27 protein-coding genes are annotated in these 26,708 nt (G+C 66.7%); 16 read left to right on the forward strand and 11 right to left on the reverse strand.

Going from position 1 to position 26,708, the window contains the following annotated elements:
- Window positions 1-19 precede the first annotated feature (19 nt).
- The gene (locus HV786_RS20710) at window positions 20-1,162 is read right to left on the reverse strand and encodes a mandelate racemase/muconate lactonizing enzyme family protein (protein WP_128827537.1); all 1,143 of its coding nucleotides are present in this window, start codon (window positions 1,160-1,162) and stop codon (window positions 20-22) included.
- A gap of 81 nt (window positions 1,163-1,243) precedes the next feature.
- On the opposite strand from HV786_RS20710, the gene HV786_RS20715 reads away from it, so the two are divergent.
- Complete coding sequence (locus tag HV786_RS20715; RefSeq protein WP_128827536.1) at window positions 1,244-2,176, forward strand: LysR family transcriptional regulator; 933 nt, start codon at window positions 1,244-1,246, stop codon at window positions 2,174-2,176.
- Here HV786_RS20715 and HV786_RS20720 read toward each other — a convergent pair.
- The 4 genes from HV786_RS20720 to HV786_RS20735 form a co-directional block, all read right to left on the reverse strand.
- Window positions 2,136-3,077 (reverse strand): DUF3829 domain-containing protein, encoded by a 942-nt coding sequence (locus HV786_RS20720; protein WP_254599500.1) that lies wholly within the window; start codon window positions 3,075-3,077, stop codon window positions 2,136-2,138. The genes HV786_RS20715 and HV786_RS20720 overlap by 41 nt on opposite strands.
- 183 nt (window positions 3,078-3,260) lie before the next feature.
- Entirely contained in the window at window positions 3,261-4,133 is an 873-nt protein-coding gene (locus tag HV786_RS20725) for a LysR family transcriptional regulator (RefSeq protein ID WP_128827534.1), read from the reverse strand.
- Between the two features lie 30 nt (window positions 4,134-4,163).
- On the reverse strand, window positions 4,164-4,892 hold the full coding sequence (locus HV786_RS20730) for a type 1 glutamine amidotransferase (RefSeq protein ID WP_128827533.1): 729 nt from the start codon (window positions 4,890-4,892) through the stop codon (window positions 4,164-4,166).
- A 119-nt stretch (window positions 4,893-5,011) separates the two neighbouring features.
- Complete coding sequence (locus HV786_RS20735; RefSeq protein ID WP_128827550.1) at window positions 5,012-6,250, reverse strand: MFS transporter; 1,239 nt, start codon at window positions 6,248-6,250, stop codon at window positions 5,012-5,014.
- Window positions 6,251-6,345: 95 nt separating this feature from the next.
- Here HV786_RS20735 and HV786_RS20740 point away from each other — a divergent pair, with 95 nt between their 5' ends.
- From HV786_RS20740 to HV786_RS20805, 14 genes are all read left to right on the forward strand, one after another.
- Complete coding sequence (locus HV786_RS20740; protein WP_128827532.1) at window positions 6,346-7,143, forward strand: AraC family transcriptional regulator; 798 nt, start codon at window positions 6,346-6,348, stop codon at window positions 7,141-7,143.
- 92 nt (window positions 7,144-7,235) lie between these two features.
- Entirely contained in the window at window positions 7,236-7,736 is a 501-nt protein-coding gene (locus tag HV786_RS20745; protein ID WP_128827531.1) for an anti-virulence regulator CigR family protein, read from the forward strand.
- Window positions 7,737-7,971: 235 nt separating this feature from the next.
- The gene (locus tag HV786_RS20750) at window positions 7,972-8,517 is read left to right on the forward strand and encodes an RNA polymerase sigma factor (protein ID WP_175211699.1); all 546 of its coding nucleotides are present in this window, start codon (window positions 7,972-7,974) and stop codon (window positions 8,515-8,517) included.
- On the forward strand, window positions 8,514-9,185 hold the full coding sequence (locus tag HV786_RS20755; RefSeq protein WP_062839624.1) for an anti-sigma factor: 672 nt from the start codon (window positions 8,514-8,516) through the stop codon (window positions 9,183-9,185). Before HV786_RS20750 ends, HV786_RS20755 begins: the two co-directional genes overlap by 4 nt.
- A 58-nt stretch (window positions 9,186-9,243) precedes the next feature.
- Entirely contained in the window at window positions 9,244-10,143 is a 900-nt protein-coding gene (locus HV786_RS20760; protein WP_175211701.1) for an alpha/beta hydrolase, read from the forward strand.
- A gap of 2 nt (window positions 10,144-10,145) precedes the next feature.
- Window positions 10,146-10,889, forward strand: coding sequence for a hypothetical protein (locus HV786_RS20765; RefSeq protein WP_175211703.1), 744 nt, complete (start codon window positions 10,146-10,148; stop codon window positions 10,887-10,889).
- Window positions 10,890-10,957: 68 nt separating this feature from the next.
- Complete coding sequence (locus HV786_RS20770; RefSeq protein WP_175211704.1) at window positions 10,958-11,890, forward strand: acyl-CoA desaturase; 933 nt, start codon at window positions 10,958-10,960, stop codon at window positions 11,888-11,890.
- Window positions 11,891-11,892: 2 nt separating this feature from the next.
- The gene (locus HV786_RS20775) at window positions 11,893-13,158 is read left to right on the forward strand and encodes an NAD(P)/FAD-dependent oxidoreductase (protein ID WP_128830059.1); all 1,266 of its coding nucleotides are present in this window, start codon (window positions 11,893-11,895) and stop codon (window positions 13,156-13,158) included.
- Window positions 13,155-13,931, forward strand: coding sequence for a DUF1365 domain-containing protein (locus HV786_RS20780; protein WP_128830058.1), 777 nt, complete (start codon window positions 13,155-13,157; stop codon window positions 13,929-13,931). Before HV786_RS20775 ends, HV786_RS20780 begins: the two co-directional genes overlap by 4 nt.
- Window positions 13,928-15,202, forward strand: a complete 1,275-nt coding sequence (locus HV786_RS20785) for an SAM-dependent methyltransferase (protein WP_175211706.1) — start codon at window positions 13,928-13,930, stop codon at window positions 15,200-15,202. Before HV786_RS20780 ends, HV786_RS20785 begins: the two co-directional genes overlap by 4 nt.
- Complete coding sequence (locus HV786_RS20790; RefSeq protein WP_254599501.1) at window positions 15,199-15,714, forward strand: DUF2878 domain-containing protein; 516 nt, start codon at window positions 15,199-15,201, stop codon at window positions 15,712-15,714. Before HV786_RS20785 ends, HV786_RS20790 begins: the two co-directional genes overlap by 4 nt.
- Window positions 15,711-16,478 carry a DUF1295 domain-containing protein gene (locus HV786_RS20795; RefSeq protein WP_175211708.1) on the forward strand — a complete coding sequence of 256 codons (768 nt, stop codon included), beginning with the start codon at window positions 15,711-15,713 and terminating at the stop codon, window positions 16,476-16,478. The genes HV786_RS20790 and HV786_RS20795 overlap by 4 nt, the downstream gene beginning before the upstream one ends.
- An 11-nt stretch (window positions 16,479-16,489) precedes the next feature.
- A complete protein-coding gene (locus HV786_RS20800; protein ID WP_128827563.1) occupies window positions 16,490-17,572 on the forward strand; it encodes an SAM-dependent methyltransferase in 1,083 nt (360 codons plus the stop codon).
- A 12-nt stretch (window positions 17,573-17,584) separates the two neighbouring features.
- On the forward strand, window positions 17,585-18,103 hold the full coding sequence (locus HV786_RS20805) for a lipocalin family protein (RefSeq protein ID WP_128827562.1): 519 nt from the start codon (window positions 17,585-17,587) through the stop codon (window positions 18,101-18,103).
- Window positions 18,104-18,119: 16 nt separating this feature from the next.
- Here the strand turns inward: HV786_RS20805 and HV786_RS20810 are convergent, their stop codons facing one another.
- Together HV786_RS20810 and HV786_RS20815 are read right to left on the reverse strand one after the other, a co-directional pair.
- Window positions 18,120-18,389 carry a PAAR domain-containing protein gene (locus HV786_RS20810; RefSeq protein WP_056325685.1) on the reverse strand — a complete coding sequence of 90 codons (270 nt, stop codon included), beginning with the start codon at window positions 18,387-18,389 and terminating at the stop codon, window positions 18,120-18,122.
- An 18-nt stretch (window positions 18,390-18,407) separates the two neighbouring features.
- On the reverse strand, window positions 18,408-18,662 hold the full coding sequence (locus HV786_RS20815) for a hypothetical protein (protein WP_063952630.1): 255 nt from the start codon (window positions 18,660-18,662) through the stop codon (window positions 18,408-18,410).
- Window positions 18,663-18,793: 131 nt separating this feature from the next.
- On the opposite strand from HV786_RS20815, the gene tssA reads away from it, so the two are divergent.
- Window positions 18,794-19,939: a type VI secretion system protein TssA gene (gene tssA / locus HV786_RS20820; protein ID WP_175211710.1), complete on the forward strand. Its 1,146-nt coding sequence runs from the start codon at window positions 18,794-18,796 to the stop codon at window positions 19,937-19,939.
- 24 nt (window positions 19,940-19,963) lie between these two features.
- On the opposite strand, the gene HV786_RS20825 is transcribed toward tssA, so the two are convergent.
- The 4 genes from HV786_RS20825 to HV786_RS20840 all read right to left on the reverse strand — a co-directional run.
- On the reverse strand, window positions 19,964-20,758 hold the full coding sequence (locus tag HV786_RS20825; protein WP_128827172.1) for an OmpA family protein: 795 nt from the start codon (window positions 20,756-20,758) through the stop codon (window positions 19,964-19,966).
- A gap of 3 nt (window positions 20,759-20,761) precedes the next feature.
- Window positions 20,762-21,745 (reverse strand): type VI secretion system-associated protein TagF, encoded by a 984-nt coding sequence (tagF, locus tag HV786_RS20830; RefSeq protein WP_128827171.1) that lies wholly within the window; start codon window positions 21,743-21,745, stop codon window positions 20,762-20,764.
- A complete protein-coding gene (tssM, locus tag HV786_RS20835) occupies window positions 21,742-25,509 on the reverse strand; it encodes a type VI secretion system membrane subunit TssM (RefSeq protein ID WP_252869965.1) in 3,768 nt (1,255 codons plus the stop codon). Before tssM ends, tagF begins: the two co-directional genes overlap by 4 nt.
- Window positions 25,510-25,573: 64 nt before the next feature.
- On the reverse strand, window positions 25,574-26,708 hold a 1,135-nt coding region (locus HV786_RS20840; RefSeq protein WP_175211712.1), incomplete at its 5' end, for a hypothetical protein.

The raw sequence follows: 26,708 nt of genomic DNA on the forward strand, positions 1-26,708 counted from the left end.
TGTCGCGGCAGGGGGCGTCCTAAGTTTCGATGCGCCAGTGCTGGACCGTCCAGGGTTCGAACTGTTCCGGCGTGAAGTCCATGCCCAGGCCGGGGCCATCGGGTAGGGCTGCCAAGCCATTGCCCTGGATGGGGTGGCCCGTCAAGGCGATGAGCGGGTTGCCGGTCACGTCGTACTCCACGAAGGGATAGCTGGACCACGCGCCGCCTCGCGCGGGCATCTGTGTCGCGGCGACCTGCAACGACGCGAGAAAATTGATTGCCGTGCCAAAGGCGTGGGGCATGACGGCGACATCGCGGCTTTCCGCCAGGGCCGCGGCTTTTCGATAGCCGGTAAAGCCCCCGCATACCCCCAGGTCCGGTTGCAGGACGCCTATTGCGCCCGTGCGCAGCAGGCCGTCGAAACCCGCCAGGCTTCCGATGGCTTCGCCGCCTGCAATGGCGCAGGCGGTCGCTTGCGCGGTGGCGGCGTAGCCCTCCAGGTTCTCCGGCCCCACCGGCTCTTCGATCCACAAGGGGCGCGCCGGTTCGATAAGCCGTGCCGCCAATCGCGCCGCCGCCGTGCTGTAGCCCTGGTTGATGTCGAGCATGAAGTCGGCATCCGGGCCGATCAACGCGCGGACCTGTTGAGCCATCGCGGCGTCCGCCTGAGGTGAGATCCCGGCTCGGGGTTTGACTGCTTTGAAACCCTGGCGCAGAAGCGCTTCGATCTCTCGCGGATAGTGCCGATACGGCGCATCGCCCTCGGCGATGAAAGGGCCGCTGGCGTAGCAGGGCACTTCATGGCGCACCGCGCCGCCCAGCAGTTGGGCAATGCTCACGCCCTGCGCGCGGGCGGCAATGTCATGCAACGCCATGTCGATCGCGGAAATCGCCATCATGGCCGGGCCACGCTTGTCATAGCCGATGCGTGGCACGAGGTCTGCGTAGACCGCGCCGTAATCAAGGGGGGATCGCCCGCAGACGAGCGCGCCGAATTGCTGCCGGATCAATGCCGCGGCCGCCCACGGCGACGAAAAGACTTCGCCCCAACCGCGCAGGCCGCTGTCAGTGATGATTTCCAGGGCGAGAAATTCCCGCTTGCGCATGAATGTACGGGCATTGCCGAGCGGCACGGCAGGCGTGTACGCCAGGTGATAGCCGTTGATGTGGGTGACTTTCAAAGTAGTGGCCAACGAATGGATGTCGGGCCAGTTTGAAGCTCGGGTAGCATACGGTCAAATACATATACAGTGGCTTTTCATATGAAAAACCTGATACGACCGAGAGAGATGGAATTGGTCGCGGCGATCTGTCGCACGGGCTCCGTGACGCAGGCCGCCGAGGCTTGCGGCTTAACGCAGCCCGGTGCTAGCGCGATGCTCAAGGAACTGGAAGTCCGGATCGGGGCGGCGTTGTTTTCACGTCGGCATCGGCATCTGGAATTGACGGCGGCGGGCCAGGCCGTCTTGCCCGAAATCACCCACGCGCTGGCCGCGCTGGATGCGGTCGACAAATTGGCTCAAAGCCTGGGCAACCGCCGCGGCGAGCACCTCATCATCGGGACTGTGTCCGCAACGGGCGCAAGCGTTTTGCCGGCGGTATTGAAGGAACTGCAAGACGCCGATCCGATGCTGTCCGTCGTGCTGCGTGTCGGCACCGCCGCGGAAGTGGTGCAAATGGCAATCGAACAGCGCATCGATCTGGGCGTCATTCTTGGCTCTGGCGCGCATCAGCATGCCAACTTTGAACAGATCGGGGAGCTTGGCCTGGTCTGCGTGGTGCGTCCTGACCACGCATGGGCCGCGCTGCCGGAGATCACCGTGGACATGCTGAGCTCGGAACGATACATCGGCCACAGCCGCCATCTGCCGGTCGGCGCGCTGACGGCGCAGGTGTTGGAGCAAGCCCGTCATCCATACCGTCCCGCGATCGAGGTGATGCAGTTCTCGGCGGCATGCGCACTGACTGACGCAGGCTGCGGCCCCGCCGTGCTGGAGAGCGTGACGGGAGAGTACGCCCGCCGCCTAGGCCTGGTGCCCATCCCTTTGCACGCAGGAAGCACGCTGTCGCTGAACCTGGTTTGGCCTCAGGGGAAAGGCATGAGCGGGGGCGCGCGCTTCGTTAAAAACGCGCTATCGCGTAGCCTGGCGGCGATCAGCAGCGCCCGGTATTCAAGTCTGAAATCAGGTTGTTGAAATCCTGGCGCAGGCTGTTGGCGTCGTTTTCGATCGTCGGGCGCATCATCTTGAACGCGCCGGTGCGGGCGGCGTCTTCCTTGTAGCGGCCATTGTTGGTGTGCTCAAGAATCTGGCGGCCGGAGGCGAGGAAGCTGTTGACGTTCATCATCATGCCGCTGCAGCCCTTGGGGTCGGCTTCGCGCGTTTTCTTGTCAAAGCCCAGCGCCATTTCGTTCATCTTGTCCAGCTGCTGCTTGAAGGCTTCCTGATCGGCGCCCAGCCCCTGGCCGTCGAACACGCCCGAGGCCTTGTCCATCGTGGCCTTGCCGTAATACACCATGCCGGCGCGGTAGTAGGCGACCGTGTCTTTCTTGGCCTTTTCGAAGGCTTCCTTGGTGTTGGCGGTGTCCTTGATCGAGATGCCGCGGTAGAAATTGTTTTCTGCTTTTGCGGCTTCGGTCAGCGCGGCGACATAGGCCGGGCTTTTCTCGCGGGCCAGCGCGCCGTTGTCCGACAGGAAGGTCTTGGCTGCCGAATAGTTTTGCAGTTCGGTGCTCAGCGGCGCCAGCTTGCCCAGCGCGTCCGAGAACGCCTTGGCCGATGCGTCGATCTCGGTGATGGGCGTCGGCATCGCCAGCGCGCGGTCGAGTTTTTCTTTGGTGCGCAGGATTGCCGTGTCGTTGCTGATGACAAAGTCCTTGAGCGGCTTGCCGCTCTTGAGGGCCGGGACGGCATGGGTCTCGTAGCGGTCCAGCGCCTGCGCAAACGTGGTAGAGAGGCTGTTCGCGGTGTCCACGTACAGGTTGTACTTGATGATCTCTGCCTGAGCGGTGGTCGCCTCGGGCGCCTTGGCCTCCTGTTTGGCGCTATCGTCGCCGCACGCGGCAAGCGCCAGCGTGAAGATCAGAACTGCGGACATGCGCAAGGGGCGCGGCATAAACATCTTTGTTTCCTGTTGGGGGTAATTGTGAAGGGGACGGATGATATTCCCTTCGATTTCCCAACAGGCTACAAAGTCATTCAAAGCTGTCACAAGAGTTTGCAGGGTTTGGTCATCGTCCGGATTCAACGCCGCCACCTCAGCGCAAATGCACCTGCGCCTTCAGCGGCTGAATCGTTCGGCCGCTTCCACGATGCGTTGCGCGAGCAGCGCGGCCACGGGCTGGCGGATGTCGGACGGACGTTCGACCACTCCGATCTCGCGAAAGAAGGTGGCGTCGCCCAGCGTCTTGACGACGACTCCCCGTGGCAGCGATAGCGCTTTGCTTAGCGGAAGCAGCGCAACGCCCACGCCCTTGCGCACGAGTTGCGCGATGGCCTGCAGTTCATCCAGTTCAATCGCTTCCTTGGGCGTGATGCGCGAGTGCCGCAGGAACTGATCGACGAGTCTGCCGCCGAAGGAACCGCGGTCGTACCGAATGAAGGGCTCGTTTTCTAGCAGATCGAGCCACTCGCGCTGCCCGTGCTTGCGGGGGGCCAGCAGCACGAACGGCTCGCTGAACAGCACGCGCCAGCGCAAGTCGGCGGGCAGGGCGAAGGGGGGCTTGATCATCACCGCAATGTCCACCTCGCCCGAGTCGACCTGTCCCAGCAGGTTCAGCGACAGGCCCGGGACCAGCCGGATGCGATAGCCGGGGTTGATGCTCCAGAACTCGGTCAGGGCATCGGTCAGAAACGTTGTTTGCGCCGACGCGATGGAGCCGACCCGGATCAGGCCGGTCTTGGGGCTGCTTACGTTCTTGCCGAACTTGGCGTAGACGGACATCACCTCTTCGGCAATGGCCAAGGCTTCGCGGCCATTGCTGTTCAGGTTTGCAGAACGTCCCGTGCGGTCAAAGAGCGGATAGCCCAGTTCTTCTTCCAGGCGCTGGATCTGCGCGCTGACGGCGGACTGCGTCAGACCGATGTGAGCCGCCGCATTGGCGAACGTGCCGTAACGCACAACGGCCATGAAAGTCTGGAGTTCTCGCCGCATGGTGGCCCTTGGTCGCTGGGGTTGCCCGGATCAGCGCAGGTTGTCGGGACGCTGAATCGTCTGGACGAAGGCGCGTGCGATCCGCGCGCCCGCCGAATCGGCGTCGTCCGCGTGCAGGGCGCGGTCGGCATCGGCCTGGGATTCAAGCCAGCCGGGCGCGATGCGATCGACGCGTTCCTTGTTGCTGCTGGTCCAGCGCTGCACCACATCGCCGCTGGCTTCGAAGTGAAACTGCATGCCGTACGCGGCGCGGCCCACGCGAAAGCATTGATTCTTGACCAGGCGGCTCTCGGCAAGCAGCGCGGCGGAATCCGGCAGCGTGTAGGTGTCCACATGCCATTGAAAGCTGACGAAACCCGGCTGCAACTCGGCAAACAACGGGTCCTTGCGCCCATCTTCCGTCACCGTAAGCGGCGTCCAGGAAAACTCCCGGGCCACCCCGAGCAGGTTGTCGGCCCCGTAAGCGCGGGCCAGCACCTGCGCCCCGAGGCAGATGCCCAGCACGGATTTGCCGGCGTCGCCAAACTCGCGCATCAGCGCCGCCAGTTTGGGCAGGTAGGGATGGAGTTCGTCGTCCCGCGCGCTTGGCCAGCCGCCCGGCACGATCAACGCATCGAAGTCGTCCAGGCAGATGTCGCCCAGCCCATCGCGGTGCGCGCGGAACCAGGTGATTTCGGCATTGGCGCTTTGGAGCGCGCTCAACAGCAGCCCAAGCTGCGTGTCGTCCATGGTCTCGATGATTGCAACGCGTGGCGGCATAAGGGGGATCGAAGGGCAGAGGTTGGACGCGAAGACGCCGGCAGCCCTTGCAGGTCAGACCGGCGAAGAGAGGGATAGTAACGGCACGCCCAGACATCGGGGAGGCCGTTCTGAATGGCTCAAGCCCCTCTTCGGCTCATTTCAGCGCGCTTTCTACGCATGGCAACGCCAAGGGCGGCGACGGACAGCGCCAGCGGAATGAATGACACCCACAGCACGGTGTTCCAACCGAACGCCGACAGCAGGCCCCCGGATGAGAACGACCCGATCGCCATCAAGCCGAAGACGATGAAGTCGTTCAGGGACTGGACACGAGTTCTCTCCTCGGGCCGATGGCATTCCAGCACCAGCGCGGACGCGCCAAGAAATCCGAAGTTCCATCCCACGCCGAGCAGGACCAGTGACCACCAGAAGTGCGCGACATCGATACCGCCGAGGCCCACCGCGGCCGCGACCCCAATCAACATTAGGCCCATGGTCGCGACCCGTCCCGCACCAAAGCGAGAAATCAGTCGGCCGGTGAAAAAGCTTGGCGCGTACATGGCAATGACATGCCACTGCAGTCCCAGATTGGCGGACTCCTGCGAGTGGCCGCAGATGTGCATTGCCAGCGGAGCGGCCGTCATGAGGAAGTTCATGAGCATGTAGGAGACGGCACCGGCGATCACTGCGGCAATGAAGCGCGGCTGCAGCGCAATCTCGGAAAGCGGCCGCCCTCCTGCGACCTCCGCGGCAGTGGGGGCGGGCAACCTGACACCGATAAGAATGAACGCGGAAATCGCTGCAACCGCCGCTTGCGCAAGAAAGGTGGCGGCAAACATGTGCGGCGGCCACAGGTTCATCGTCCCGTTGACGAGCTGTGGCCCGACGATCCCGGCCGCGACGCCGCCCGCCATGACCAGGGATAGCGCGCGCGCCCGTCGCTTGGGCTCCACGCCGTCCGCGGCGGCAAAGCGGAACGACAGGACGACAGCAGCGTAGACACCGCCGAAGAACGTAGCCAGGCTGAACAGCCAGAAACTTCCGATCATGACCGCCAGCATCGCCAGCAGGCCAGTGAGCACGCCAGCGCCGGTGCCCAGCAGGAAGGCCGCGCGCCTGCCGTGGCGCCTGGCGACGGCGCCCATGGGCAGCGTGCACGTCGCCATGCCTACCACAAAGATGGAAATCGGCAGCGTCGCGAGCATGGGCGTCGGGGCAAGCGTATTGCCGACGATGGAGCCCGTTGCATAGACGACCACCGAATTTGCGCCCGCCAGGGCTTGGGCGGCGGTCAGTCGCCAGATGTTGCCTTGTTGAACAACCTCGGGCAGAACAGCGGGGCGGTCATGCGCGGAAGAGGCGCTATTTTTTGTCATTACGGTCAATGGCGTTACGTTGAGGTGGCATTACAACTCAAAGTTACGAAGGCGATCTATCGACAGCCTGCCAAGTTATATAGAATCGGCGACATATGAAAGCGCTCGTGCCGTGGGAAGCCATTACCGCGCCGCCAGATGTCCTGCCGCCTTTGCCAATGACCATGAGGGTGCAGTCCATCGGCGCGCGGAATTATTTCGCCGCGCATACGCATGAATGGAACCAGGTTGTCTACGCGGTGTCCGGTGTCCTCATGGTGACGGCAGACGGGCATTCTTTCGCCATATCTCCGAATCAGGCTGCGTGGATTCCGTCAGGAACCGTGCATAGCGTGGGGTCGTTCCTTGGCGCCGAATATCGCAGTCTTTGGCTTGCCGATTACCCCGGTGGGACGCTTTCCGAGGGCGGCGTGGCGGTGTTTGGCGTATCCGCCCTTTTGAAGGCGCTCGTCGTCGAGGCGGCGACGCTTCAAGGCAAATCGGACGAGGATGGGTATTTCGGCCGGATCTACAGACTGGTGCTCGACCAGCTCTGTCGCGCGAGCCCGATTTCATTGATCTTGGCATGGCCGACAAGCCCCCCGTTACTGACCCTTTGCGAGACCTTGTACAACCAGCCGGCCGACCCCAGAGGCCCGGACGACTGGGGGCGGGAGCTGGGGATGTCGGGCCGGACACTGGCCCGGAAGTTCTTTGCGGAAACCGGTCTCACGCTGCGCGATTGGCGTCGCCGGCTGAAGTTGTTCAGAGCAATCGAGCTATTGGAAAATGGTCTTGATGTGACGCGGACCGCATTGGAACTTGGCTATGGCTCTACGTCCTCGTTCATCTTTGCATTCAGGTCTGAAATGAAATGCAGCCCAATGGCCTATGTGCGGTCACGGGCGCCGTAACGTGCGCCTTCGCCCTTCAAGGTTCGGTTACCTCTGCTGGACTTGAACCGACCTAGAATCGGTCACCAACTTTCGACTGAGGGGAACCAGCCATGGTGGGTAGTGCCAAAAAAGCCTTGCTTGCAGGCATCTCTTGTGTGTTTATCGCGGCCAGCGCATTGGCGGCGCCGCCAGAGGGAAAGGGCAAACCCGATAACGCTGGCCAAGGGCAAGGGCAGAGCAAGGGACGCGGACAGGGCAGCAACGGAAATGCTTCCGGAAAGGGCAATGCCGGTCACGGAGATGCTGCTTCCAAGTCCAACGATGCCAGCGTCACGCTGCGTTATGCGGGCATCACAGTCTCCACCGCCAGATCGTATGCGCAGGAGTATGGTCTGTCTGGCTATGGTCAACTGCCGCCGGGTGTCCGCAAGAACCTCGCCCGTGGCAAACCGCTGCCTCCCGGAATTGCGAAGAAAATGGTCCCCGGTCCGATGTTGGCCCGGCTCCCCGCCTATCCCGGGTATGAGTGGCGGGTGGCCGGATCGGATCTCGTCTTGGTCGCTGTTGCAACGGCCGTGGTCGCCGATATCCTGATCGACGTGTTCGATTGATGGGCCAAATACGCCGTTGCAAGTACCCAAAGCGAGAGCGGCCATGGGATGCGGGGCGGTGGGATGTTTTTCTCCGGCGCGGTCCATCGGCCGTGCCGGTTCCGTGAGCGCGGCGGGCCAGTGTCCACCGCGCCAGCGCCCCGGACTTGCCTGTATCATCCGCTGAAAGACATCCGTCCCCCGAGCGCCGTTTTCCGTCGCGCGGCCTGATTGACAGTGACCCCGGATAGCCGCCATGCCCGACCCGCTACGTCTGCAGGCTTTGATACAGGAGTGCGCCCGCGGCCAGGAGTCCGCGCTGGCGGAACTCTATCGTCAGACCTCCCCGCATCTGTTTGCGCTTGCCGTACGTATATTGCGGCGAAGCGACTGGGCGGAGGAAGTCCTCCAGGACAGCTTCATCAATATCTGGCGCAATGCCGCCCGCTATTCCTCGGAGCAGAGCCAAGTCATGACCTGGATGACGCGCATCGTGCGCAATCGCTGCATCGACCTGCTACGCAGGCCGGACCTGGAGCGCCCCGACGCCGACGGCGTGTTGACCCAGGCCTGGGCCGATGACGCGCCTGGCCCGTTCGAGCGGCTGCAACGCGACCAGGACGGCCAGCGCCTGGCCGACTGCCTGAAACAGCTAGAGGGGCAGCAACGCACCGCCATCGCGCTGTCCTTTTTCGATGACCTCAGCCACAGCGAGATCGCCCGGCGCCTGGAGGCGCCGCTGGGCACGATCAAGAGCTGGGTGCGGCGCGGTATGGACCGGCTCAAGAGGTGCCTGTCATGAACTACAGCAATCCTCAACTGCGCGAGCGGCTTGCCGCCGACTACGTGGCCGGCGCCATGCGCGGTGGCGCGCGCCGCCGTTTCGAGGGCCTGATGGCCGCCGACGCCAACCTGCGCCGCCAGGTGCGCGACTGGGAAAACGACATCTATCCGTTGTTGTGGTCGCTGCCGCCGCGGGTTCCCCCGCGCCGCGTGTGGCGCGCCATCGAAGCGCGCCTGAAGCCCGGCGGCAGCCGCGGCTGGCAGGGCCTGGCGTTCTGGCGCGTGCTTAGCGGCGCGCTGGCGGCGATTCTGGTGGCGGGCGTGGTGGTCTACCCCATGCAGGTCGACCGCGCCGCGCGCACCCAACTGATGGCGGTGCTGCAAAGCCCCGAGGCGCAGGCCATGCTGGTGGTGCGCGCCGACGAGCGCGGCGGCCTGCACGTGCATGCCTTGCAGGACCTGGCCTCGCGCGCCGACGGCAAGGCGCTGGAACTCTGGGTGATCCCGCCAGGGCAGGCGCCGATATCCGTCGGGGTGGTGGCGCCCGATGGCCAGACTGCGCTGCCGCGCGCCCAAGGGCTGGAAGGGGTGCAGACCCTGGCCATCACCCTGGAGCCGCCGGGCGGCTCGCCCTCGGGCAAGCCCACCGGACCGGTAATCATGAAGGGCGACGTGCTCAAGATCTGAGCTGCATCCAAACCGGGCCTGCCCGCGTATAGAGGGGTGTTCCATTGCGGAGTGCCCCATGTCTTCCTGGATCGCCGCTGGCCCGCGTGGCCTGCTTGCCATCGTGGCCGTGGCCACGCTGGCCCTGGGCCTGCTGGCCGCCTGTTCGCCATTGACGCTGCTCAACGGCGCGGTGCCCGAGGACGGCAGCAACGTCACGGCGGGGCTGGCTTACGGCACATTGCCGCGTCAGCACCTGGACGTCTACCGCCCTACGGACGCCACGCACGCGCCGGTGGTGGTTTTTTTCTACGGCGGCGGTTGGCGTAGCGGGGAACGCGCCGACTACCGGTTCGTGGGCGACGCGCTGGCGGCGCGCGGCATCGTGGCCGTTGTCGCCGACTACCGTCTTTATCCCGAAGCCGGCTTTCCGGCTTTTTTGCGCGACGCCGCCCTGGCGGTGGCGTGGACCCAGCGCCATATCGGCGACTACGGCGGCGATCCGGCGCGCGTGTTCGTCGCCGGCCACAGCGCCGGCGGGTACATCGCGGCCATGCTGGCGCTGGACAAGCGCTGGCTTGCCGCCGCCGGTTCCAGCCCGGCATCGCTGGCCGGATGGATCGGGCTGGCCGGCCCCTATGACTTCCTGCCCATCGAGGCGCGCGGCGTGCGGCCGGTGTTCGGCTATCCGGACACGCCCGCCGACTCCCAACCCATCCATCACGTCAGTCGCCACGCGCCGCCGGGCCTGCTGCTGACCGGCGCCGCCGACACCACGGTCGACCCGCGCCGCAACAGCGTCGGCTTGGCGGACGCCTTGCAGGAGGCGGGGGCGTGCGCGCAACTGGTGCAGTACCCCGACCTGGGTCACAAGCTGCTGGTGGGCGCGCTGTCGCGGCCGCTGCGCTGGCGAGCGCCCGTGCTCGACGACGTCAGCGCGTTCGTCAGCCGTCCGTGCCCATCCCCCGAAGGAGAGTGACCATGCGATCGCTGCTCGTCCTCGTGTTGCTGGCGCCCCTGGGCGCATCGGCCGCCAATCAGCATTACGTCGGGTACGCCTATGACAGCCGCGATGGCGTCGAACGCTACCGCGAAGAACACTGGCTGGTGCGCGACGGCGCACGGCAGGATCGCCTGGTGCTGTACCGCTGCCCTGGCGGCGCGGCGTTCGCGCGCAAATGGGTGCGCGGCGCGGTCGATGACCCGGCGCCGGACTTCGCGCTCTATGACCAGCGCGACGGCTACCGCGAAGGTGTCGACACGCGCCAGGGCGTGCGCACCGTCTACGTGCAGCCGCGCGCCGGCGCCCCGATGCAGCACCGAACGCTGCCGCTGGTGGACGATGCCGTGGTCGATGCCGGGTTCGACGCCTGGCTGCGCGCCAACTGGCAGCCGCCGGCCAGGCCGCCACGCTTTCTGGTGCCCAGCCGGCTGGACTGGATGCCGCTGACGGTGCAGGCGCGCGATGCCGCCAGCCAGGCCGAACGCAGCTTCCGGCTGCGGCTGGACGCCTGGTATGGCTTTGCCGCGCCGACCCTGCGCGTGACCTACGACATTCCCAGCCGGCGCCTGCTGCGGTTCGAGGGGCCGAGCAACTTGCGCGACGGCAACGGCGGCACGCCGGTCGTGCGCATCGAATTTCCGTCCGAAGCCATCCGGCCGCCGCCGTCCAAACGGGACCTGGAGGCGGCGGCAGCCACGCCGCTGGTGTCGCGCTGCGAATAAGGGTTTTCACTTATGCATCCGACGCTCCGCTGCGCCCGTATATCCCCACACGTTTCACACAGGAAAGCATGATGCGCTCCGTTCTTACCGGCTGGACCGCTTCGATACGACGCTGGGTCGATACGCAGGCGCAGGATGCGCCGGGCGGTGACCCCGATCGCATCGACTGGACCCGCGCCTTGCCTTTCGCGTTGTTGCACGCCGGCTGCCTGGGCGTGCTGTGGACCGGCGTGTCCCCGGCCGCGCTGGCGCTTGCGGTGGCGTTGTACGCCGTGCGCATGTTCGCCCTGACCGGCTTCTACCACCGCTACTTTTCGCATCGCACGTTTCGAACCTCGCGCGGCATGCAATTGGTCTTCGCCGTGCTGGGGGCGTCGTGCGCGCAGCGCGGACCGCTGTGGTGGGCGGCCCATCATCGTCATCACCATCGTCATGCCGACGATGCCCAGGACCTGCATTCGCCGCGCCGCCATGGCTTCTGGTGGAGCCACATGGGCTGGTTCCTGACCCGCCGCGCCTTCGCCACCGACATGGCGCGGGTGCCCGACCTGCGCAGCTACCCCGAACTGCGCTGGCTCGACCGCTTCGACGCGGCGGTGCCTCTGGCGCTGGCGTTGGGGTGCTACGGGCTGGGCGCGCTGCTGGCGCGCGTGGCGCCGGGCCTGGGCACCGACGGGCCGCAGATGCTGGTGTGGGGCTTTTTCATTTCCACCGTGGCGCTGTTTCACGCCACGGTCACCATCAATTCGCTGGCGCATCGCTACGGCAGGCGGCGCTATGACACCGCCGACGACAGCCGCAACAACGCCTGGCTTGCGCTGTTGACGTTCGGCGAGGGCTGGCACAACAACCATCACTTTTATCCGGGCTCGGCCCGCCAGGGCTTTCGCGCCCGGGAGATCGACATCACCTGGTACGGCCTGCGCCTGCTGGCCGCCACCGGCCTCATCTGGGACCTGAAAGGCGTACCGGCCTGGGCGCTGGCCGCCGCCAAGGAGTGAACATGCGCATCGCCATCATCGGTTCGGGAATCTCGGGACTGGTCTGCGCCTGGAAGCTGGGCCGCGATCACGAGGTCACGCTGTACGAGGCCAACGACTACCTGGGCGGGCACACGCATACGCACACGGTAGAACAGGACGGGCAGCAGTACGCAGTCGATAGCGGGTTCATCGTCCACAACCCGCTCAATTACCCGCATTTCACGGCATTGCTGACGGAACTGGGCGTGGCGTCGCAGCCCACCACCATGAGCTTTTCGGTGCACAAGGAGGCCAATGACCTGGCCTACAACGCCACCTCGCTGGACACGCTGTTCTGCCAGCGGCGCAACCTGGTATCCCCACGTTTCCTGGGCATGGTGCGCGACCTGATGCGCTTTTACCGGGAGTCGCCCGCGCTGCTGCGCGCGCCGGAGCCGGGCCCCACGCTGGGCGAATACCTGGCGCAGCACCGCTATGGCGACGCCTTTCGCACCGATCACCTGATTCCGATGGCCTCGGCGCTGTGGTCGTCGCCGGCCTCGCGCATCCTGGAATTTCCGGCGCGCTACCTGGTGCGGTTCATGGCCAACCACCAGATGCTGCGCATCAGTGGCCGTCCGCAGTGGCGCGTGGTGCAGGGCGGGTCGCGATGCTATATCGACGCGATGCGCCAGCGGTGGACGGTGCGCGAGCGGCTGAACTGCGCTGTGCGCGCGGTCAGGCGTCTGCCGGGCGGCGTGCAGGTGGCGACGCGCGAAGGTCTGGAACATCACGACGAAGTGATCTTCGCCTGCCACAGCGACCAGGCGCTGTCTCTGCTGGCCGACCCGACGCCGCAGGAACGCGAGGTTCTGGGCGCCATCACCTACCAGGACAACGACGTGGTGCTGCACACCGACGCGCGCCTCTTGCCGCGTCAGCGCAAGGCGTGGGCCGCCTGGAACGCCTACGTGCCCGCCGACCCCGAGGCGCCCTGTTCGGTCAGCTACTGCATGAATCTGCTGCAGGGCATTACGTCGCCGCGGCCCTTCATCGTGACGCTGAACCGCAGCGATGCGATCGATCCCGCGGCGGTGCTGGCGCGCATGCGGTATCACCATCCTGTCTACACCCACGAATCGGTGGCCGCGCAGGCGCGCCGCGCCGAGATCTCGGGACAGCGGCGCAGCTGGTATGCGGGCGCTTACTGGGGATGGGGCTTTCACGAAGACGGGGTGGCGAGCGCGCTGGACGTGGTGCGCGGCATCCAGGAACAGCCGGGGGTCTGGGCGCGGGAGGCGGCATGAACCTGCAAAGCGCCGTCTACGAAGGCCGGGTCACCCACCGACGTCACCACCCGCATGCGCACGGCTTCGGCTACCGCATGGCGCAGCTTTATCTGGACCTGGACGAGATCGACCAGGTGTTCCAGAACCGCTGGCTGTGGTCGGTGGAACGGCCCAACCTGGCGCAGTGGCGCCGGGCCGATTATCTGGACGCCGCCGAGGGCCTGCCGCTGGCGCAGGCGGTGCGGCAGCGCCTGCGCACGCAGTTGGGCGACGTGCCGGCCGGGCCCATCCGCGTGCTCGCGCACCCGCGCTATGCCGGCTACGTCTTCAACCCCGTGAGCTTTTACTACTGCTTTGAAGCCGACGGCCGCACGCTGGCGGCGATCGTGGCGGAGATCACCAACACCCCTTGGAAGCAGCGCCATTGCGTGGTGCTGCCCGTCGCCGCCGCCGAGCGCGAGGGCGGCGCGCTGGCCTGGCGCTTCGACAAGCGCTTTCATGTGTCGCCCTTCATGCCCATGGACTGCGCCTACGACTGGCGCTTCAACCTGCCCGCCGACGACCTGCGTGTGCATATGCAGGTCAGCCGGGAGGGTGTGGCGCAGTTCGACGCGCACCTGAGCCTGCAACGCCGCGAGTTGGACGGCGCGGCGCTGGCGCGCGTGCTGTGGCGCTATCCGCTGATGACGCTGCAAGTCGTCGGCGCCATCCACTGGCAGGCGCTGCGCCTGTGGCTCAAGCGCAATCCCGTCTACGACCATCCCCGCACGCCCAACGGAGAACCGCAATGAAACCCATGCCGTCCTCGGAACATGCCTCGATCGCGGCCGGCCGCCCCGCCACGGCGCTCGACCGCCTGTTGCGCCAGCGCCTGTTTGCCAGCCTGGCGGCGCTGGACCACGGTCAACTGCTGATCGAGGACGGCCTGGGCAGCGCCACGCTGGGCCGCGGCGAGCCGCTGGTGCGCCTGACCGTGAACGACCTGGGGTTCTACCGGCTGGTGGCCGCACAAGGCAGCGTCGGCGCGGGCGAGGCCTACGGCGATGGCCTGTGGCGCTGCGACGACCTGGTGGGGCTGGTGCGCCTGTTGGTGCGCAACCGCGACACGCTGGACGCCATGGAGTCGGGACTGGCGCGGCTGGCCGGCTGGGCGTTGCGGCGCTGGCATGCGCGCAATGCCAACACCCGCGAGGGCAGCCGCCGCAACATCGCCGCGCATTACGACCTGGGCAATCCGTTTTTTTCGCTGTTTCTTTCCGGCGACCTGATGTATTCGTCGGCACTGTGGGCCGACGGCGACGACACCCTGGAGGCGGCGTCCCATCGCAAGCTGGACGCGATCTGCCGCAAGCTGGCGTTGCAGCCCTCGGACCGCGTGGTCGAGATTGGCAGCGGCTGGGGCGGCCTGGCCATCCATGCCGCACGCCACTACGGCTGCCATGTCACCACCGCAACGCTCTCGCGCGAGCAGCATGATCTGGCGGTCGAGCGGGTGCGGGCCGCCGGCCTGCAGGACCGCGTCAGCGTCGTGCTGCGTGACTATCGCGACCTGCAGGGCCAGTACGACAAGGTGGTGTCGGTGGAAATGATCGAGGCTGTCGGCGCCAATTTCCTGGAAGCGTATTTCGCCAAGGTCGCCAGCCTGCTCAGCCCGCATGGCCGCGCGCTGATCCAGGCCATCACCATCGAAGACCACCGCTACGAGCAGGCGCTGGCTTCGGTGGACTTCATCAAGCGCCACATCTTCCCCGGCAGCTTCATTCCGTCCATCGAGGCGATGCTGCGCGCCAAAACCCGCGCCTGCGACCTGGCGCTGGTGCACCTGGAGGACTTCGGCCTGTCGTACGCGCGCACGCTGCAAGCCTGGCGCGAGCGCTTCCTGGCGCGGCAGCCCGAGGTGCGGGCGCAAGGCTTCGATGCGCGCTTTTGCCGCTTGTGGGAGTTCTACCTGGCGTACTGCGAAGGCGGCTTTCGCGAGCGCTCCATCGGCGTCGCGCACCTGCTGCTGACGCATCCGCAGGCGCGCCCCGACGGTGAGCGCTGGCTGCGGGAGGATGCATGATGCGCTTCTGGGCCAACCTGATCGGCTACCAGCTCGTATGGTTCAGCGCCGTCATCGGCGCGGGCCGCGGGCTGGCCTGGCCGGGCGTGGCTGCCGCCGTGGTGTTCGTCGCGGCGCAACTGGCGGTCTCGGCGACGGCGCGTGCCGACTTCAGGCTGGCGGCCGCCGCCGTGCTGTGCGGCCTGGTGCTGGAGGGCACGCTGTCCGCGTCGGGCTGGGCGCGGTACGCGGCCGACGCCTGGCCCGCGCCGCTGTGGATCCTGGCGTTGTGGGCCGCCTTCGCGCTGACGCTGAACCACTCGCTCGTCTACCTGCGTTCCCGGCCCTGGCTGGCCTGCGTGTTCGGCGCGGTGGGCGCGCCGCTCGCCTATTGGGGCGCCGCCCGCGGCTGGCAGTCGGTGCAATTCGAACCGCCCGCCTGGCGCGCCACCGCTGCCCTGGCGGTGGGCTGGGCGCTGGCGTTGCCCGCGCTGACGGCAGGGGCGCGGCGCTGGACCCGGGAGGCATCATGACGATCTGGCAACAATGGTCCACCATCGCGATCGTGATGATCGTCGCCATGGCGCTGGCTTGGGGCTGGCAGCGCCGCCGCGCCAACGCGGGGATCGTGGACGTGGTGTGGGCGCTGGGCATGGGCGGGGCGGCCTGGCTGATCGCGGCCACCGGGGCGGGCAGCAGCGCCGCGAGGCTTGCCCTTGCCGTGATGGCGGGAGTCTGGTCGCTGCGGCTGGCGTGGCACCTGTGGCGCCGCGTGCGCGAAGGCGAAGACGGCCGCTACCGCGCCCTGCGGGAACATTGGGACGGCCATCAGGGCAAGATCTTCGGCCTGTTCATGTTCCAGGCCGGGCTGGTGATGCTGTTCTGCCTGCCGTTCCTGGCGGTGGGCGCCAGCCCCGCGCAGGGGTGGCCGGTGGCGCTGGGGCTGTTGATCTGGCTGGCCGCGCTGTCGGGCGAGGTGATCGCAGACCGCCAGCTCGACCGCTTCCGCGACAACCCCGCGAACCGTGGCAATACCTGCCGGCGGGGCCTGTGGCGCTACTCGCGGCATCCGAACTACTTCTTCGAGTGGTGCCATTGGTTTGGCTACGTCGCCCTGGCGTGGGGTTCTCCGCTGGCATGGCTGGCCTGGCTGGGGCCGGTGCTGATGTTTGTGTTCCTGCGCTGGATCAGCGGCATTCCGTTCACCGAGCAACAGGCGCTGCGCACGCGCGGCGATGACTATCGCGACTATCAACGCCGCACACCGGCGTTCTTTCCCTGGTTTCCGAAACGCTGACGAGGCATGCCATGACGACCGCCATTCTGAACGACTCTCCCTTGGCCTCCGACCGTCCCGCACCCGGCCTGCTCGGCCTGGCCGAGCGCGGCCTGCTGCCCGATGCGCTCCTGCGTCTGGGCATGCGGCGCCTGTGCGCCCAGCGCCTGGCGCAGGAATACGCCGGCGGCATCGAGGCCTGGACTGAACGCGACCGCCAGCTGATCGCGGGCCTGCGCGCCAGCGCCGTCGCCATCCATACCGACGCCGCCAACGCGCAGCACTACGAGTTGCCCACTGCGTTCTTCCAGCTTTGTCTGGGCGCGCGCATGAAGTATTCGAGTTGCTATTACCCGACCGGCGCCGAAACGCTGGACCAGGCCGAAGACGCGATGCTGCGCCTGTATGGCGAGCGCGCCGGGCTGGCCGACGGCCAGGACATCCTGGAGCTGGGTTGCGGCTGGGGCTCGTTGACGCTGTGGATGGCCGAACAGTATCCCAACGCGCGCATCACCGCGGTGTCGAATTCGGCCACCCAACGCCAGCATATCGAGGCGCAATGCCGCGCGCGCGGCTGGACGCACGTGCGCGTGGTGACCTGCGACGTCAACGTGCTGTCACTGCCCGGCGCCGCCTTCGACCGGTGCGTCTCGGTGGAGATGTTCGAGCACATGCGCAACTACCAGGACCTGATGGCGCGCATCGGGCAGTGGCTGCGGCCCGGCGGCAAGCTCTTTGTTCACATCTTCGCGCACCGCGAGCGCGCCTATCCGTTCGAGACCGACGGGGCCAGCAACTGGATGGGGCGGCACTTCTTCACGGGCGGCATCATGCCGTCGGCCCATACGCTGCTGCATTTCCAGCAAGACCTGAAGCTTGAGGAACGCTGGTTTCTCGACGGCACGCATTACGCCCGCACGGCCAATCACTGGCTGGCCAATCAGGACGCCCGAGAGGAACCCGCGCGGGCGGCGTTGGCACAGGCTTACGGCGCACCCTTGGCCGGTCTGTGGCATCAGCGCTGGCGCATGTTCTGGATGGCGTGCGCCGAACTCTTCGGCTACGACGACGGACAGCAATGGGGCGTGGCGCACTATCGATACACGCGGCCCTGAGGAGAAGCGATCATGTTGCGAACCCTGTTTATCGGCGTGACGGCCCTTTTGGCCGGCTGCGCGTCGCCGCCGCCCATGCCGCCGGTGGCGCAAGTGGACCTGGACCGTTTCATGGGCGACTGGTATGTGATCGCGCACATTCCCAGCTGGCCCGAGCGCAACGCCTATGACGCCGTGGAAAGCTACCGGCTGTTGCCCGACGGCCGGGTGCAGACGGATTTCCGCTATCGCGATGGCAGCTTCGATGCGCCCATCGACACCATGCACCCCGTGGCGACGGTGCGGCCCGGCACCGGCAACGCGGTGTGGGGCATGCAGTTCATCTGGCCCATCAAGGCCGAGTACGTGATCGCCTATCTGGACGAGTCATACCAGACCACCATCATTGGCCGGTCCAAGCGCGACTACGTCTGGATCATGGCCAGGGTGCCGTGCCTGGACGACGCGGTGTACGCCGACCTGCTGCGCAGGGTGACGGCGCTGGGCTATACGGAAGCGCCGCGCAAGGTGCCGCAGCGCTGCGACCGGTGAGGCGTCCTGCGCGGGGTCAACCGTATTCCAGCTGATAGAAACTCTGGCTGGCGATGAGCGTGGCGCCGCAGGACGTGCGCATGCCTTCCAGGGCAGTCAGTCGGTCGGAGCCGACGTTCTGCACGCCTTCCACGATGGTGTGGTTGTCGCCGCATTTGGGGCAGGTGACGCGGTCGCCTACCCGTGCCATCGGCTGGCCAAAGATCACGACGGTTTCGTCGCCGGTGACGACGACGCCGCCGTGCGAGGTTTTATCGCCCTTGCGGATGACGGAACGTTGGGACATGGTGCGCGAAAGTCAGGTTTATAGATACGTGCCATCCGGCGCGAGCCGGGCGGGACCCGCGACGAAGGTGCCGTCGGGGGCCATGCGCACCGGCCCGCCGCCGCCCTTGTAGCTGCCGTCGGGCGCGCGTTGAGGCTTGCCGGCCACATAGGTGCCGTCGGGCGCGCGGGTGATGGGGCCTTCGCCGCCCACATACGATCCATCGGGCGCGCGGCGCGGCGTGCCGGCGATGAAGTGTCCGTCGGGCAACATACGAATGGTCTTCGACGTCATGAATGCTCCTTGGGGATGAGGGCAAATCATAACGAAGCATCGTGATGCGCCTTGTAATAGGACGTGTCATCTTTGAACGTTACACGTAAGCGGATGTGGCATGATTTGCGCCTACAACAGCCCTGACGCCTATGACCGACATCAACGCCCTGTTGCAACCCATTCCCGGCGACGCGCCTTGCGGCGTGGACCTGGTGTTCTCGCCCGAGTTCGACGCCATACGCGAGGCCCGCCGGCATGACGACCCCCAGCTCGACCAAGGCGACTGGGTCATCGACCTGAAAGAAGCCGATTGGCCCGAGGTGACGCGCATCTGCACCACCGTGCTGCGCGACCGCAGCAAAGACATCCGCATCGCATCGTGGCTTGCCGAATCCTGGGCCAAGACGCGCGGCTTCGCGGGGCTGCGCGATGGCTACCTGCTGATCGACGGCCTGTGCCGCAATTACTGGGACGGGCTGCACCCGGTGCCCGAAGATGGCGATGTGCAGCAGCGCGTGGGCAATCTGGCGTGGCTCTTGTCGCGGTCGCAGCAACTGATTGGCGAGATCCCGCTGACGCAAGCCGACGGCGCCCGCTATGGCGCCGTGCTATGGGAAGCGGCGAGCCAATTGGCCAATGCGGTCAAGCGCACGCCCGACAACGCCCACGAACTGACACGCGGCAAGCTCACGCTGGACCGCTTCGATGCCGCGCGGCGCGACACGCCGCCGTCTTTCTATTCGGAGCTGGACGCGCAGCTGCAGGGCTGCGCGCAGGCGCTGGATCAACTGGAACGCACCCTGGATGCGCAACTGGGCGATGAAAGCCCGGCGTTCTCCCGGGTGCGCGAGGCGCTGCGCAACGTGACCGAACTGGTGCACCGTTTTGCGCGCGATGCGGGCCTTCTGGTCCGTACGGACCTTGCCGCCGCGCCGGCGCCGGCCGCGCCCGCCGCCCCTGTTCGCGTGGAGCCCACATTGACTGCCGCCGATCACTTCGATGACGCCGCTGCGTCGGGCGCGCCGGGCGCCGCCGCGCCGCTGCACGCCGTACCGCCCGCCACCGCCCGCGGGCCGATCCAGACCCGCGAACAGGCGCTGGCGCAGTTGCGGGACGTGGCCGAGTTCTTCCGCCGCACCGAGCCGCACAGCCCGGTGGCCTACCTGGCCGACAAGGCGGCAAGCTGGGGCGAGATGTCGTTGCACCTGTGGCTGCGCACGGTGGTCAAGAACGACGAGACGCTGTCGGGCCTGGAAGAGCTGCTGGGCATCAAGAAGGCCGGCGACGGCAACTGAGCGGGCCGCCGCCGCCACACCAGCCTACCGCGCCGCCCGGAACTCGATACGCCGGTTCTTGGCGCGGCCTTCCGCCGTGGCGTTGGTGGCCACCGGCTGATCCGGGCCCGCTCCCATCGCTTCGAAGCGCGACGCCGGCAACCCCTTGTCCACCAGATAGTCCCGAACCGCGTCCGCACGCGCCTGGCTGAGCGCCAGGTTGGTGCTGCGGCTGCCGGAGCTGTCGGTGTGGCCGATGATCTGGATCTTGTCGGCGCGCAGCTTGGGCACGGTGTCGGCCACGCGATCCAGCAATTCCCGGCCGTGCGTGGTCAAGCGGGTGCTGCCGGTCTCAAACTCCACCACGCGATTGGTCAACAGGTTGTCCAGCACATCCTGCTCATCCTTGCCGGCCGACACGCGCAAGCCGTTGACGATCTTGTACGTCGGGTTCAGCGACGTGGCAAAGTTGCTGGCGATCTGTTGGCGCGAGGCTTCGTTGTCGACCTCGCCCCGCAGCCGGATCTGCGTGCCGTCGATTTCCAGCTGGCCGCGGTTGATCTGCTTGAGCGGGCTGTCCAGCAGCTTGCCCACGTGTTGGGACCAGTTCGGGGGCGCCACCACGCCGCCCACGTCGATGCGGTCGATGACGTTGCCCACGCCATAGACCTTTTGCAGCCGCGCCAGCACGTCGGCCTTGGTGGCCTCGTCCGGCACCGCGCCGCTGGCCACTACCTGGCCGGGTTGGGGAATGACGTTGGCGGGCACGACCGTGGCGGCGTCCTGGGCGTGGGCCGAGAATGCCAGCGAGGCGGCCAGGACCAGAGTAAGCGTACGCATGTCCTAGGCTCCGATGAAAACTTCGCGGAACGTCTCCAGCGCCTGGCGCAAGGAGAGCCGCGGTTGATCCAGATAGCTCGCCAGCTTGGCCAGCCCATGGCTGGCGCTGACGTGATCGCGCACCCACGGCGCATCTTCCAGCACGATGTAATGCTGCGACAGCGCCTGCGGGGTGGACAGCAGCGTTGCCAGCGTGTGCGGCGAGGCGCCGCGAAAGCCCACCACCAGCCGATGCTTGCCGGCGATGCGCCCGATGAATAGGGCGATCTCGAAATCGGCGCGTGTCAGGAACGGCGCGATCAAGGTCATCCAGTAGCTGGCGACCAGGTTGATGTAGAGCGGATCGTCCGGCAGCGGCAGCGCAAGCCCGGTGTCCAGTTGCGATGAGCCGCTGGACATCACGGGCGTGAGCAGGATGCCCAGCGCCAGGACGATGTCGTGCATGCTGGCCGCGTGCCCGTTGCCGCGCAGCATGGCCTCGACGCGTTCGATCGTCTGAAGGTCGATGAAGGCATCGAAGCCGTCGTCGGCGGCGGTGCGGATCTCGCCTTCCAGGTCGTTCAGCGTCTGCAGCGCGGGCGCGGGGTCGCCGTCGTGCATGAGCTGCGCCGCCGCCGTGCCCATGCGATTCCACATGCGGCTGAATGCGAGCGGGCTGCGCGCGATGAAGTCCAGCGGACGGGTCACTTCAACCGACGTGGCGGTAATGAACGGAAAGCGCCGGCCCGATTGGTCGCGGCTGGGCTGCAGATGGCCGGCGATGGCCAGCTTGCCGCGCGAGCCCAGCACGGCGAAGGGAACGGGCTGCGCTTCGTCGTACAGCGTCTTCCAGTGCGGGTCCTGCGCCAGCACCTCCATGGTGTTGGCCACCCACGCATCCAGCGTCGCCATCAACTGCGGGTGCGAGGTGTTCTTGACGAAATCACCACGGGACGGAATCTTGCCAAAGTAAGCCGTACGGAACATGGGAGACTGCGGATTGCTCATTGCTGCGCTCCGGCAGGCGTCGGGGCGACGGAGGGTTGAGGGGACGTGCCGGCCACCGTGGCGGGCAGGCGCAGGTTGCGCAGGCCCTGGCTGCCGGGCTCGGCGCCGCCGGCGCTGGCGGCTTGCGCGTTGCTGATGATGCGCAGCCGGACGGGCACGGTGATGTTGGATTTGCTCCAGCTCATCTCGAAGCTGCCGTCCGGGTTGGGCTTGCGTTGCGCACCCGAGATCAAGCGCTCCAGGCCGAAGCGGCCGGGTTCGTTGACCACTTCCACCACGGTGCCGTCAAAGGCGGTGGCCGTGATGCGCGCGCCCGGCGCGCCCTGCGCGTTGGGCCAGACAAAGTTCACCCATTGCGCCGGCGTGTTGCGGTAGCGCAGTTGCTGGCCGTCGATCTCGATGGTGTATTCGGTCACGCCGCCGGCGGGCCTGGGCTGGATCTGGAACAGCGTCTGCGGCTGGCTTGCCGCGCCCGATCCGGCTGCGCCGCCGGACAGCGGCGCCACCCACTGGGCAAAGTTCGCCGTGAAGGACGGTTGCAGCTCGATGCCCATGTCGCCCCAGGTGCGCGCGGTCAGGATGTCGCCGCGACGCACGGTCAGCGGACCCAGCGTCTCGTTAACGTATTTGGCGATGCTGCCCTGCGGGCCGAAGACCTGCCCGATCTCTTCACCGCTGGCCTCGATGCCGGCCTTGGTCGAGAACGGATACTTGTCGGCCAGCGTCTGCGTGAAGGGCTGGTACACCTGCGCGTTCCACACCTTGTTCAGCTCGGTCTGGGCCGGCTGCATTGCGACGGCGTAACCCTGGATCAGCGGACGCACCAGTAGCGGACGCAGCGTTTCGCGCTGCGCGGGCGTCAATCCCGCCAGCATCTGTTCATCCACCAGCTTCAGCGCATCGGCCAGTTCCGAATCCTTGCCTTCCAGCGTCTGCCGCATCAGGAGCAGCGCGCCGGGGCCCGGATCGCCCTGGTTGTTGATGAGGTTAAAGCGCGTGCGGATCTTGGACAGCGCGTTCATGTAGTTGCCCAGCAGCGACTGGTTGTCGCGCGTGACGACCAGTCGCGCCACGTCGGAGAACTCGCGGCCCACCGGTCCCATCGGCATCTGTTCGCCGCCCGGCGCGACTTCCGTGGGCTTGGGCTGGCCCTGGCGCAGGATCACCCGCTTGAACCACGCGACCACGCCGGTCTGCGCCTGCGAAAGGCCGGTGTTGATCAGCGACGGGTTGTCCCAGGAGGTCTGTTCGTACGTTGTGTTGATGAGCTTGACCAGCGGCGAGTTCTGCGGATCGCCCAGGCGGTTCATGCCTTGCACCGCCTGATCGAAGCTTGAGAAAGGCTTGATCGTGACGCCGCGCAGCATCTTCTGCCACTCCTGCGCGTATTCCGTTTTGTACATCGTGGCCAGGCTTTTCTGGATCTGCTCGGGGCTGCCTTCCAGCGTGAGGTCGTCGCGCGCGTTCACGCCCAGCACCCAATCGCTGGTCTGGACTTCCTTGCGGGCGGCTTCGCCGATGGCCGGTTCAATGTATTGCTCCCAGGCTTCCCGCGTGAAGGTGCCCGGCACGGCGTAGCTGCCCGCAACCACGGCGGCGTCGGCCTCGCCCATGATGCGCGCCACCGTCATCGCGGGGAAGCGGGTGGCGGCGCGCGCCTTGAGCGTGGCGTAGGCGCGTTCGCGCGCCGGCATGCCCTGCATCACGCTGCGCAGGTTGCCGCGCGTGCGCTCGACCATGGCCAGGTTGGTTTCGATCTGCGGCCAGTCGCTGTCTGCCGCGCGCGCGACATAGAACGAGATCAGCCGTTCGGCGCTGCGGATGAGCTGGTCGCGCGGCATCGCGCCCCGGTTGGTTTCCAGCCAGCCGCGCCAGAAACGCGTGATCTGATCCGACAGGTGCGTCGGATCCACGTGTTCGCGGTTGGCCATCATCAGGTACGTCTTGAGCGCGTTGTAGGCATCGTCGACGTTGGTGGGCGAGGCGTCCTGGAACAGCGTGTCGCCCGCGTTCGCGCGCACGGTTTGCGCCTGCGCGGGCGGCGTGGCGGGGCGCTCGCCGGAAGCGGCTGCCTGCGATACGTCCACGCGTCCCAGATAGTCCTCAAGGCTGGCCTTGACGGGCGCCAGCATGAATTGACGCAGGCCGTTGTAGTACTCGGCAAGCAGGCGCTGCTTGAGCACATCGCCTTGATACAGCCCCAGGCCCAGCGACAGCGGCCGGCTGGCGGAATAGCGGTCCAGCTGTTCGATGCGGTCCTGCAGGATCTCCATCGCTTCCAGGCGGCTTTGCAGGTCCGTGCGCTCGCTCTGCAGGCGCACGACCTTGTCCAGGTCGGCCTGCACGTTGGTGGCCAGTTGCCGGTTGCCCAGGTAAGACCAGCTCCATCCGCCCAGCACCAGGCCCAGCGCCAGCACCAGTCCGAAGAAGGTCAGGTAACGCATGCGGACCTTGTTCGGGCTGGCGTGCTGGCGCACCAGCTTCTTGTCCGCAAAGATCACGTTGGAGAACAGGTCGCGCAGGAAGAAACCGTTGTGCGAATTGACGCCGCGCGCGGGCTCGCGGTTGGCCGGGCGCAGCGTGAAGCGTTCGGCCAGCTTGTCGGTGGACGTGCTGCGCGATGCGCCTTCCTGCAGCGCGCTGGTGAAGTAAAAGCCGCGGAACACGGGCTTGTACTGAAACGGATTGGTCTCGAACAGCGTCGACAGAAACGTGCGCAGCGCCGGCTTGATGCCCGCGAATTCCAGCGGGAACGTCAGCAGGCCCGGGGGCAGGGCGGCGCTACGGCGCAGCGACATCTGCGCCGTGCCCATTTCCTTGAGCCCTTCGTACAGTTCGTCGAAGCGCTCGTCGAATAGCGTCAGGACGTCGCGGCTTTCATCGGCGCCATAGGGCAACGTGGCGCCCCAGACTCGATCGCGCTCGCGCGCATCCGCGTCGGCAAAGAACTCCGAGAAGCCGGCGATCAGGTCGGCCTTGGTGAAGATCACATACACCGGCGCAAACACTTCCAGCCGGTCGGTCAGTTCTTGAACGCGCTGGCGCAGGTTCTTGGCCAGGTTGATCGCGAACTCTGGGCCGGCATCCGTCAGTTCACTGATGCTGGCGGCCACGATGATGCCGTTGATGGGCGCCTTGGGACGATGGCGCTTGAGCAGGTCCAGAAAGCTCATCCATTCGTTGCGGTCTTCTTCGTGCACCGAGTAGCGGCCCGCGGTGTCCAGCAGGATGCCTTCCGTGGTGAAGAACCAATCGCAGTTGCGCGTGCCGCCCACGCCGCGCACCGCCGCGCCGTTCTTGTCTGCAAAGGGGAACTGCAAGCCGGAATTGATGACGGCGCTGCTCTTGCCGGCGGCGGGATTGCCGATGACGATGTACCAGGGCAGCTCATACAGCGCTTCGTTGCCGGAGGTCTGGCCGATCTTCGATGTCTTGATGGTGCGCACGGCTTGCGTCAGCCGCGTGCGCAGCGCCTCGATCTCGTTGCGGTTGGCGGCCGGGCTGGCGGCTGCACCCGTCTGCACCTGTTGTTCCAGCATGTCGCCCAGCTTCTGGTTGGCGCGCCGCGCCCGGCGGCGGCGCCACAGGTAGGTGCACAGCCACAGGAACAGCAGCACGCCCAGCAAGGCCCCGGCCCATACCATCGCGATCTGCATGGTGTCGGCAAACAGGAACAGGAACACGATCAGCGCAATCAGGCCAATGGCCATGAAGGTGCGCGGGTTGGCGAACACGCGAGCGCTCCAGTAGCGGAAGTCGCTCATGGCGCTGGAAAATCGAGAAAACAATCCTGATGGGCTACGCATGGTTTTCGCTGTTGTTATGGGGTCAGGCGGTAGCGCTGGAGGCGGGCTGGGTAACCAGTGCCGCCGAGCGCAATACGGGGTCTTGCAGGGTAAGGGTCAGTACCGGCTGGGCGTACTGCATGCAGGCTTGCCCGGCCACGGCCAGCGTCAGCAGGGAGGCGGCCACGCCGGTATGTCCACAGGCAACGCCAACCGACTGGCAATCCTTGGCGGCGTCCAGGTGACTGAAAAGTTGTGACGCGATGTTGATCGGTTCGAGCGGGCGGCTGCCCCGGTGGTCGGCATCGCTGATGACGTGGATGACGCTGTCGGGCGTGACGTCCGCGCGTTGCAGCAGGTCTTGCACGGTCTCCGCCAGCGGGGCTTCTGCCTGCGCGCCACGCGCGTCGGCCGGTTTCTGCCGGCCTAGCACGGGCGACAGGGCCACGCGCAGTGGGGCGTCGGTGCCGGCCGGGCCCAGCAGCAGGCCGGCGGCCGCTTCGCCCGGCACACGGCCTTGCGGATTGGCGGGGGTCAGCAGTGTCGACATGCCATCCCACATCGCCACTTGCTCGGGATCGATATAGCCGTCGCCAGCCAGCACGATGCGCCAGGGCTCGGGCGTCTGCGCGTCGCGCGTGGCCGCCGCCAGGTCGCGCAGCAGGCCGTCGGCTGCCATGGTGTCGCGCGCCTGGTGTTGCGCGACGCTGATGCGGCTGTCGGGCCAGACGCCGGCCGCGGCCTGAATCTCCTGGCACGCGCGTTCACGCGCCGAGTCCGGCCAATCGGCCGGCAGCAAGAGCTCCACGCGCAGCAGGGGCCAGTCCTCATCACGGGCGGGCACATCCAGCGCGGTGACGTGGCGATGCGCCTCGTTGGTGAGCGTGCGGGCGACGTCGGCCAGCAGGGACGTCACGCGCAGGGTTGCCGTGCCCGTCGCCTCGGGCGGCGCGCCGCGCTCGCGGGCGGCGGCGTACAGCTCAAGGTCGTTCACGCCGGGCACGCGCGCGGCGAAGATGGGATAGCCCTGCGGCGTTTTCAGTTCGGCATCCAGCTCGGGACGCTTCTGCGCCGCCAGCGCCTCGGCGATGGCGGCGGCGTCGTCGCCGGCGGCGGCACGCGCCGCCACGGCGGCCACGCGCAACTGGGCAAGTTGCGCAGGCGCGTGCGCCGGCGTT

It is taken from the genome of Achromobacter mucicolens (genome assembly GCF_902859725.1).
Lineage (GTDB): Bacteria > Pseudomonadota > Gammaproteobacteria > Burkholderiales > Burkholderiaceae_B > Achromobacter > Achromobacter mucicolens.

What these genes read in the sequence shown, in the direction of transcription:
- tssM (WP_252869965.1), bottom strand. Translation starts at nt 25,509, where the DNA reads ATGAGCGACTTCCGCTACTGGAGCGCTCGCGTGTTCGCCAACCCGCGC.
- HV786_RS20795 (WP_175211708.1), top strand. Translation starts at nt 15,711, where the DNA reads ATGACGATCTGGCAACAATGGTCCACCATCGCGATCGTGATGATCGTC.
- HV786_RS20715 (WP_128827536.1), top strand. Translation starts at nt 1,244, where the DNA reads ATGAAAAACCTGATACGACCGAGAGAGATGGAATTGGTCGCGGCGATC.
- HV786_RS20810 (WP_056325685.1), bottom strand. Translation starts at nt 18,389, where the DNA reads ATGTCCCAACGTTCCGTCATCCGCAAGGGCGATAAAACCTCGCACGGC.
- HV786_RS20785 (WP_175211706.1), top strand. Translation starts at nt 13,928, where the DNA reads ATGAAACCCATGCCGTCCTCGGAACATGCCTCGATCGCGGCCGGCCGC.
- HV786_RS20805 (WP_128827562.1), top strand. Translation starts at nt 17,585, where the DNA reads ATGTTGCGAACCCTGTTTATCGGCGTGACGGCCCTTTTGGCCGGCTGC.
- HV786_RS20730 (WP_128827533.1), bottom strand. Translation starts at nt 4,892, where the DNA reads ATGCCGCCACGCGTTGCAATCATCGAGACCATGGACGACACGCAGCTT.
- HV786_RS20770 (WP_175211704.1), top strand. Translation starts at nt 10,958, where the DNA reads ATGATGCGCTCCGTTCTTACCGGCTGGACCGCTTCGATACGACGCTGG.
- tagF (WP_128827171.1), bottom strand. Translation starts at nt 21,745, where the DNA reads ATGAGCAATCCGCAGTCTCCCATGTTCCGTACGGCTTACTTTGGCAAG.
- HV786_RS20720 (WP_254599500.1), bottom strand. Translation starts at nt 3,077, where the DNA reads ATGTCCGCAGTTCTGATCTTCACGCTGGCGCTTGCCGCGTGCGGCGAC.
- HV786_RS20775 (WP_128830059.1), top strand. Translation starts at nt 11,893, where the DNA reads ATGCGCATCGCCATCATCGGTTCGGGAATCTCGGGACTGGTCTGCGCC.
- tssA (WP_175211710.1), top strand. Translation starts at nt 18,794, where the DNA reads ATGACCGACATCAACGCCCTGTTGCAACCCATTCCCGGCGACGCGCCT.
- HV786_RS20740 (WP_128827532.1), top strand. Translation starts at nt 6,346, where the DNA reads ATGAAAGCGCTCGTGCCGTGGGAAGCCATTACCGCGCCGCCAGATGTC.
- HV786_RS20800 (WP_128827563.1), top strand. Translation starts at nt 16,490, where the DNA reads ATGACGACCGCCATTCTGAACGACTCTCCCTTGGCCTCCGACCGTCCC.
- HV786_RS20725 (WP_128827534.1), bottom strand. Translation starts at nt 4,133, where the DNA reads ATGCGGCGAGAACTCCAGACTTTCATGGCCGTTGTGCGTTACGGCACG.
- HV786_RS20815 (WP_063952630.1), bottom strand. Translation starts at nt 18,662, where the DNA reads ATGACGTCGAAGACCATTCGTATGTTGCCCGACGGACACTTCATCGCC.
- HV786_RS20745 (WP_128827531.1), top strand. Translation starts at nt 7,236, where the DNA reads ATGGTGGGTAGTGCCAAAAAAGCCTTGCTTGCAGGCATCTCTTGTGTG.
- HV786_RS20755 (WP_062839624.1), top strand. Translation starts at nt 8,514, where the DNA reads ATGAACTACAGCAATCCTCAACTGCGCGAGCGGCTTGCCGCCGACTAC.
- HV786_RS20750 (WP_175211699.1), top strand. Translation starts at nt 7,972, where the DNA reads ATGCCCGACCCGCTACGTCTGCAGGCTTTGATACAGGAGTGCGCCCGC.
- HV786_RS20780 (WP_128830058.1), top strand. Translation starts at nt 13,155, where the DNA reads ATGAACCTGCAAAGCGCCGTCTACGAAGGCCGGGTCACCCACCGACGT.
- HV786_RS20735 (WP_128827550.1), bottom strand. Translation starts at nt 6,250, where the DNA reads ATGACAAAAAATAGCGCCTCTTCCGCGCATGACCGCCCCGCTGTTCTG.
- HV786_RS20760 (WP_175211701.1), top strand. Translation starts at nt 9,244, where the DNA reads ATGTCTTCCTGGATCGCCGCTGGCCCGCGTGGCCTGCTTGCCATCGTG.
- HV786_RS20825 (WP_128827172.1), bottom strand. Translation starts at nt 20,758, where the DNA reads ATGCGTACGCTTACTCTGGTCCTGGCCGCCTCGCTGGCATTCTCGGCC.
- HV786_RS20765 (WP_175211703.1), top strand. Translation starts at nt 10,146, where the DNA reads ATGCGATCGCTGCTCGTCCTCGTGTTGCTGGCGCCCCTGGGCGCATCG.
- HV786_RS20790 (WP_254599501.1), top strand. Translation starts at nt 15,199, where the DNA reads ATGATGCGCTTCTGGGCCAACCTGATCGGCTACCAGCTCGTATGGTTC.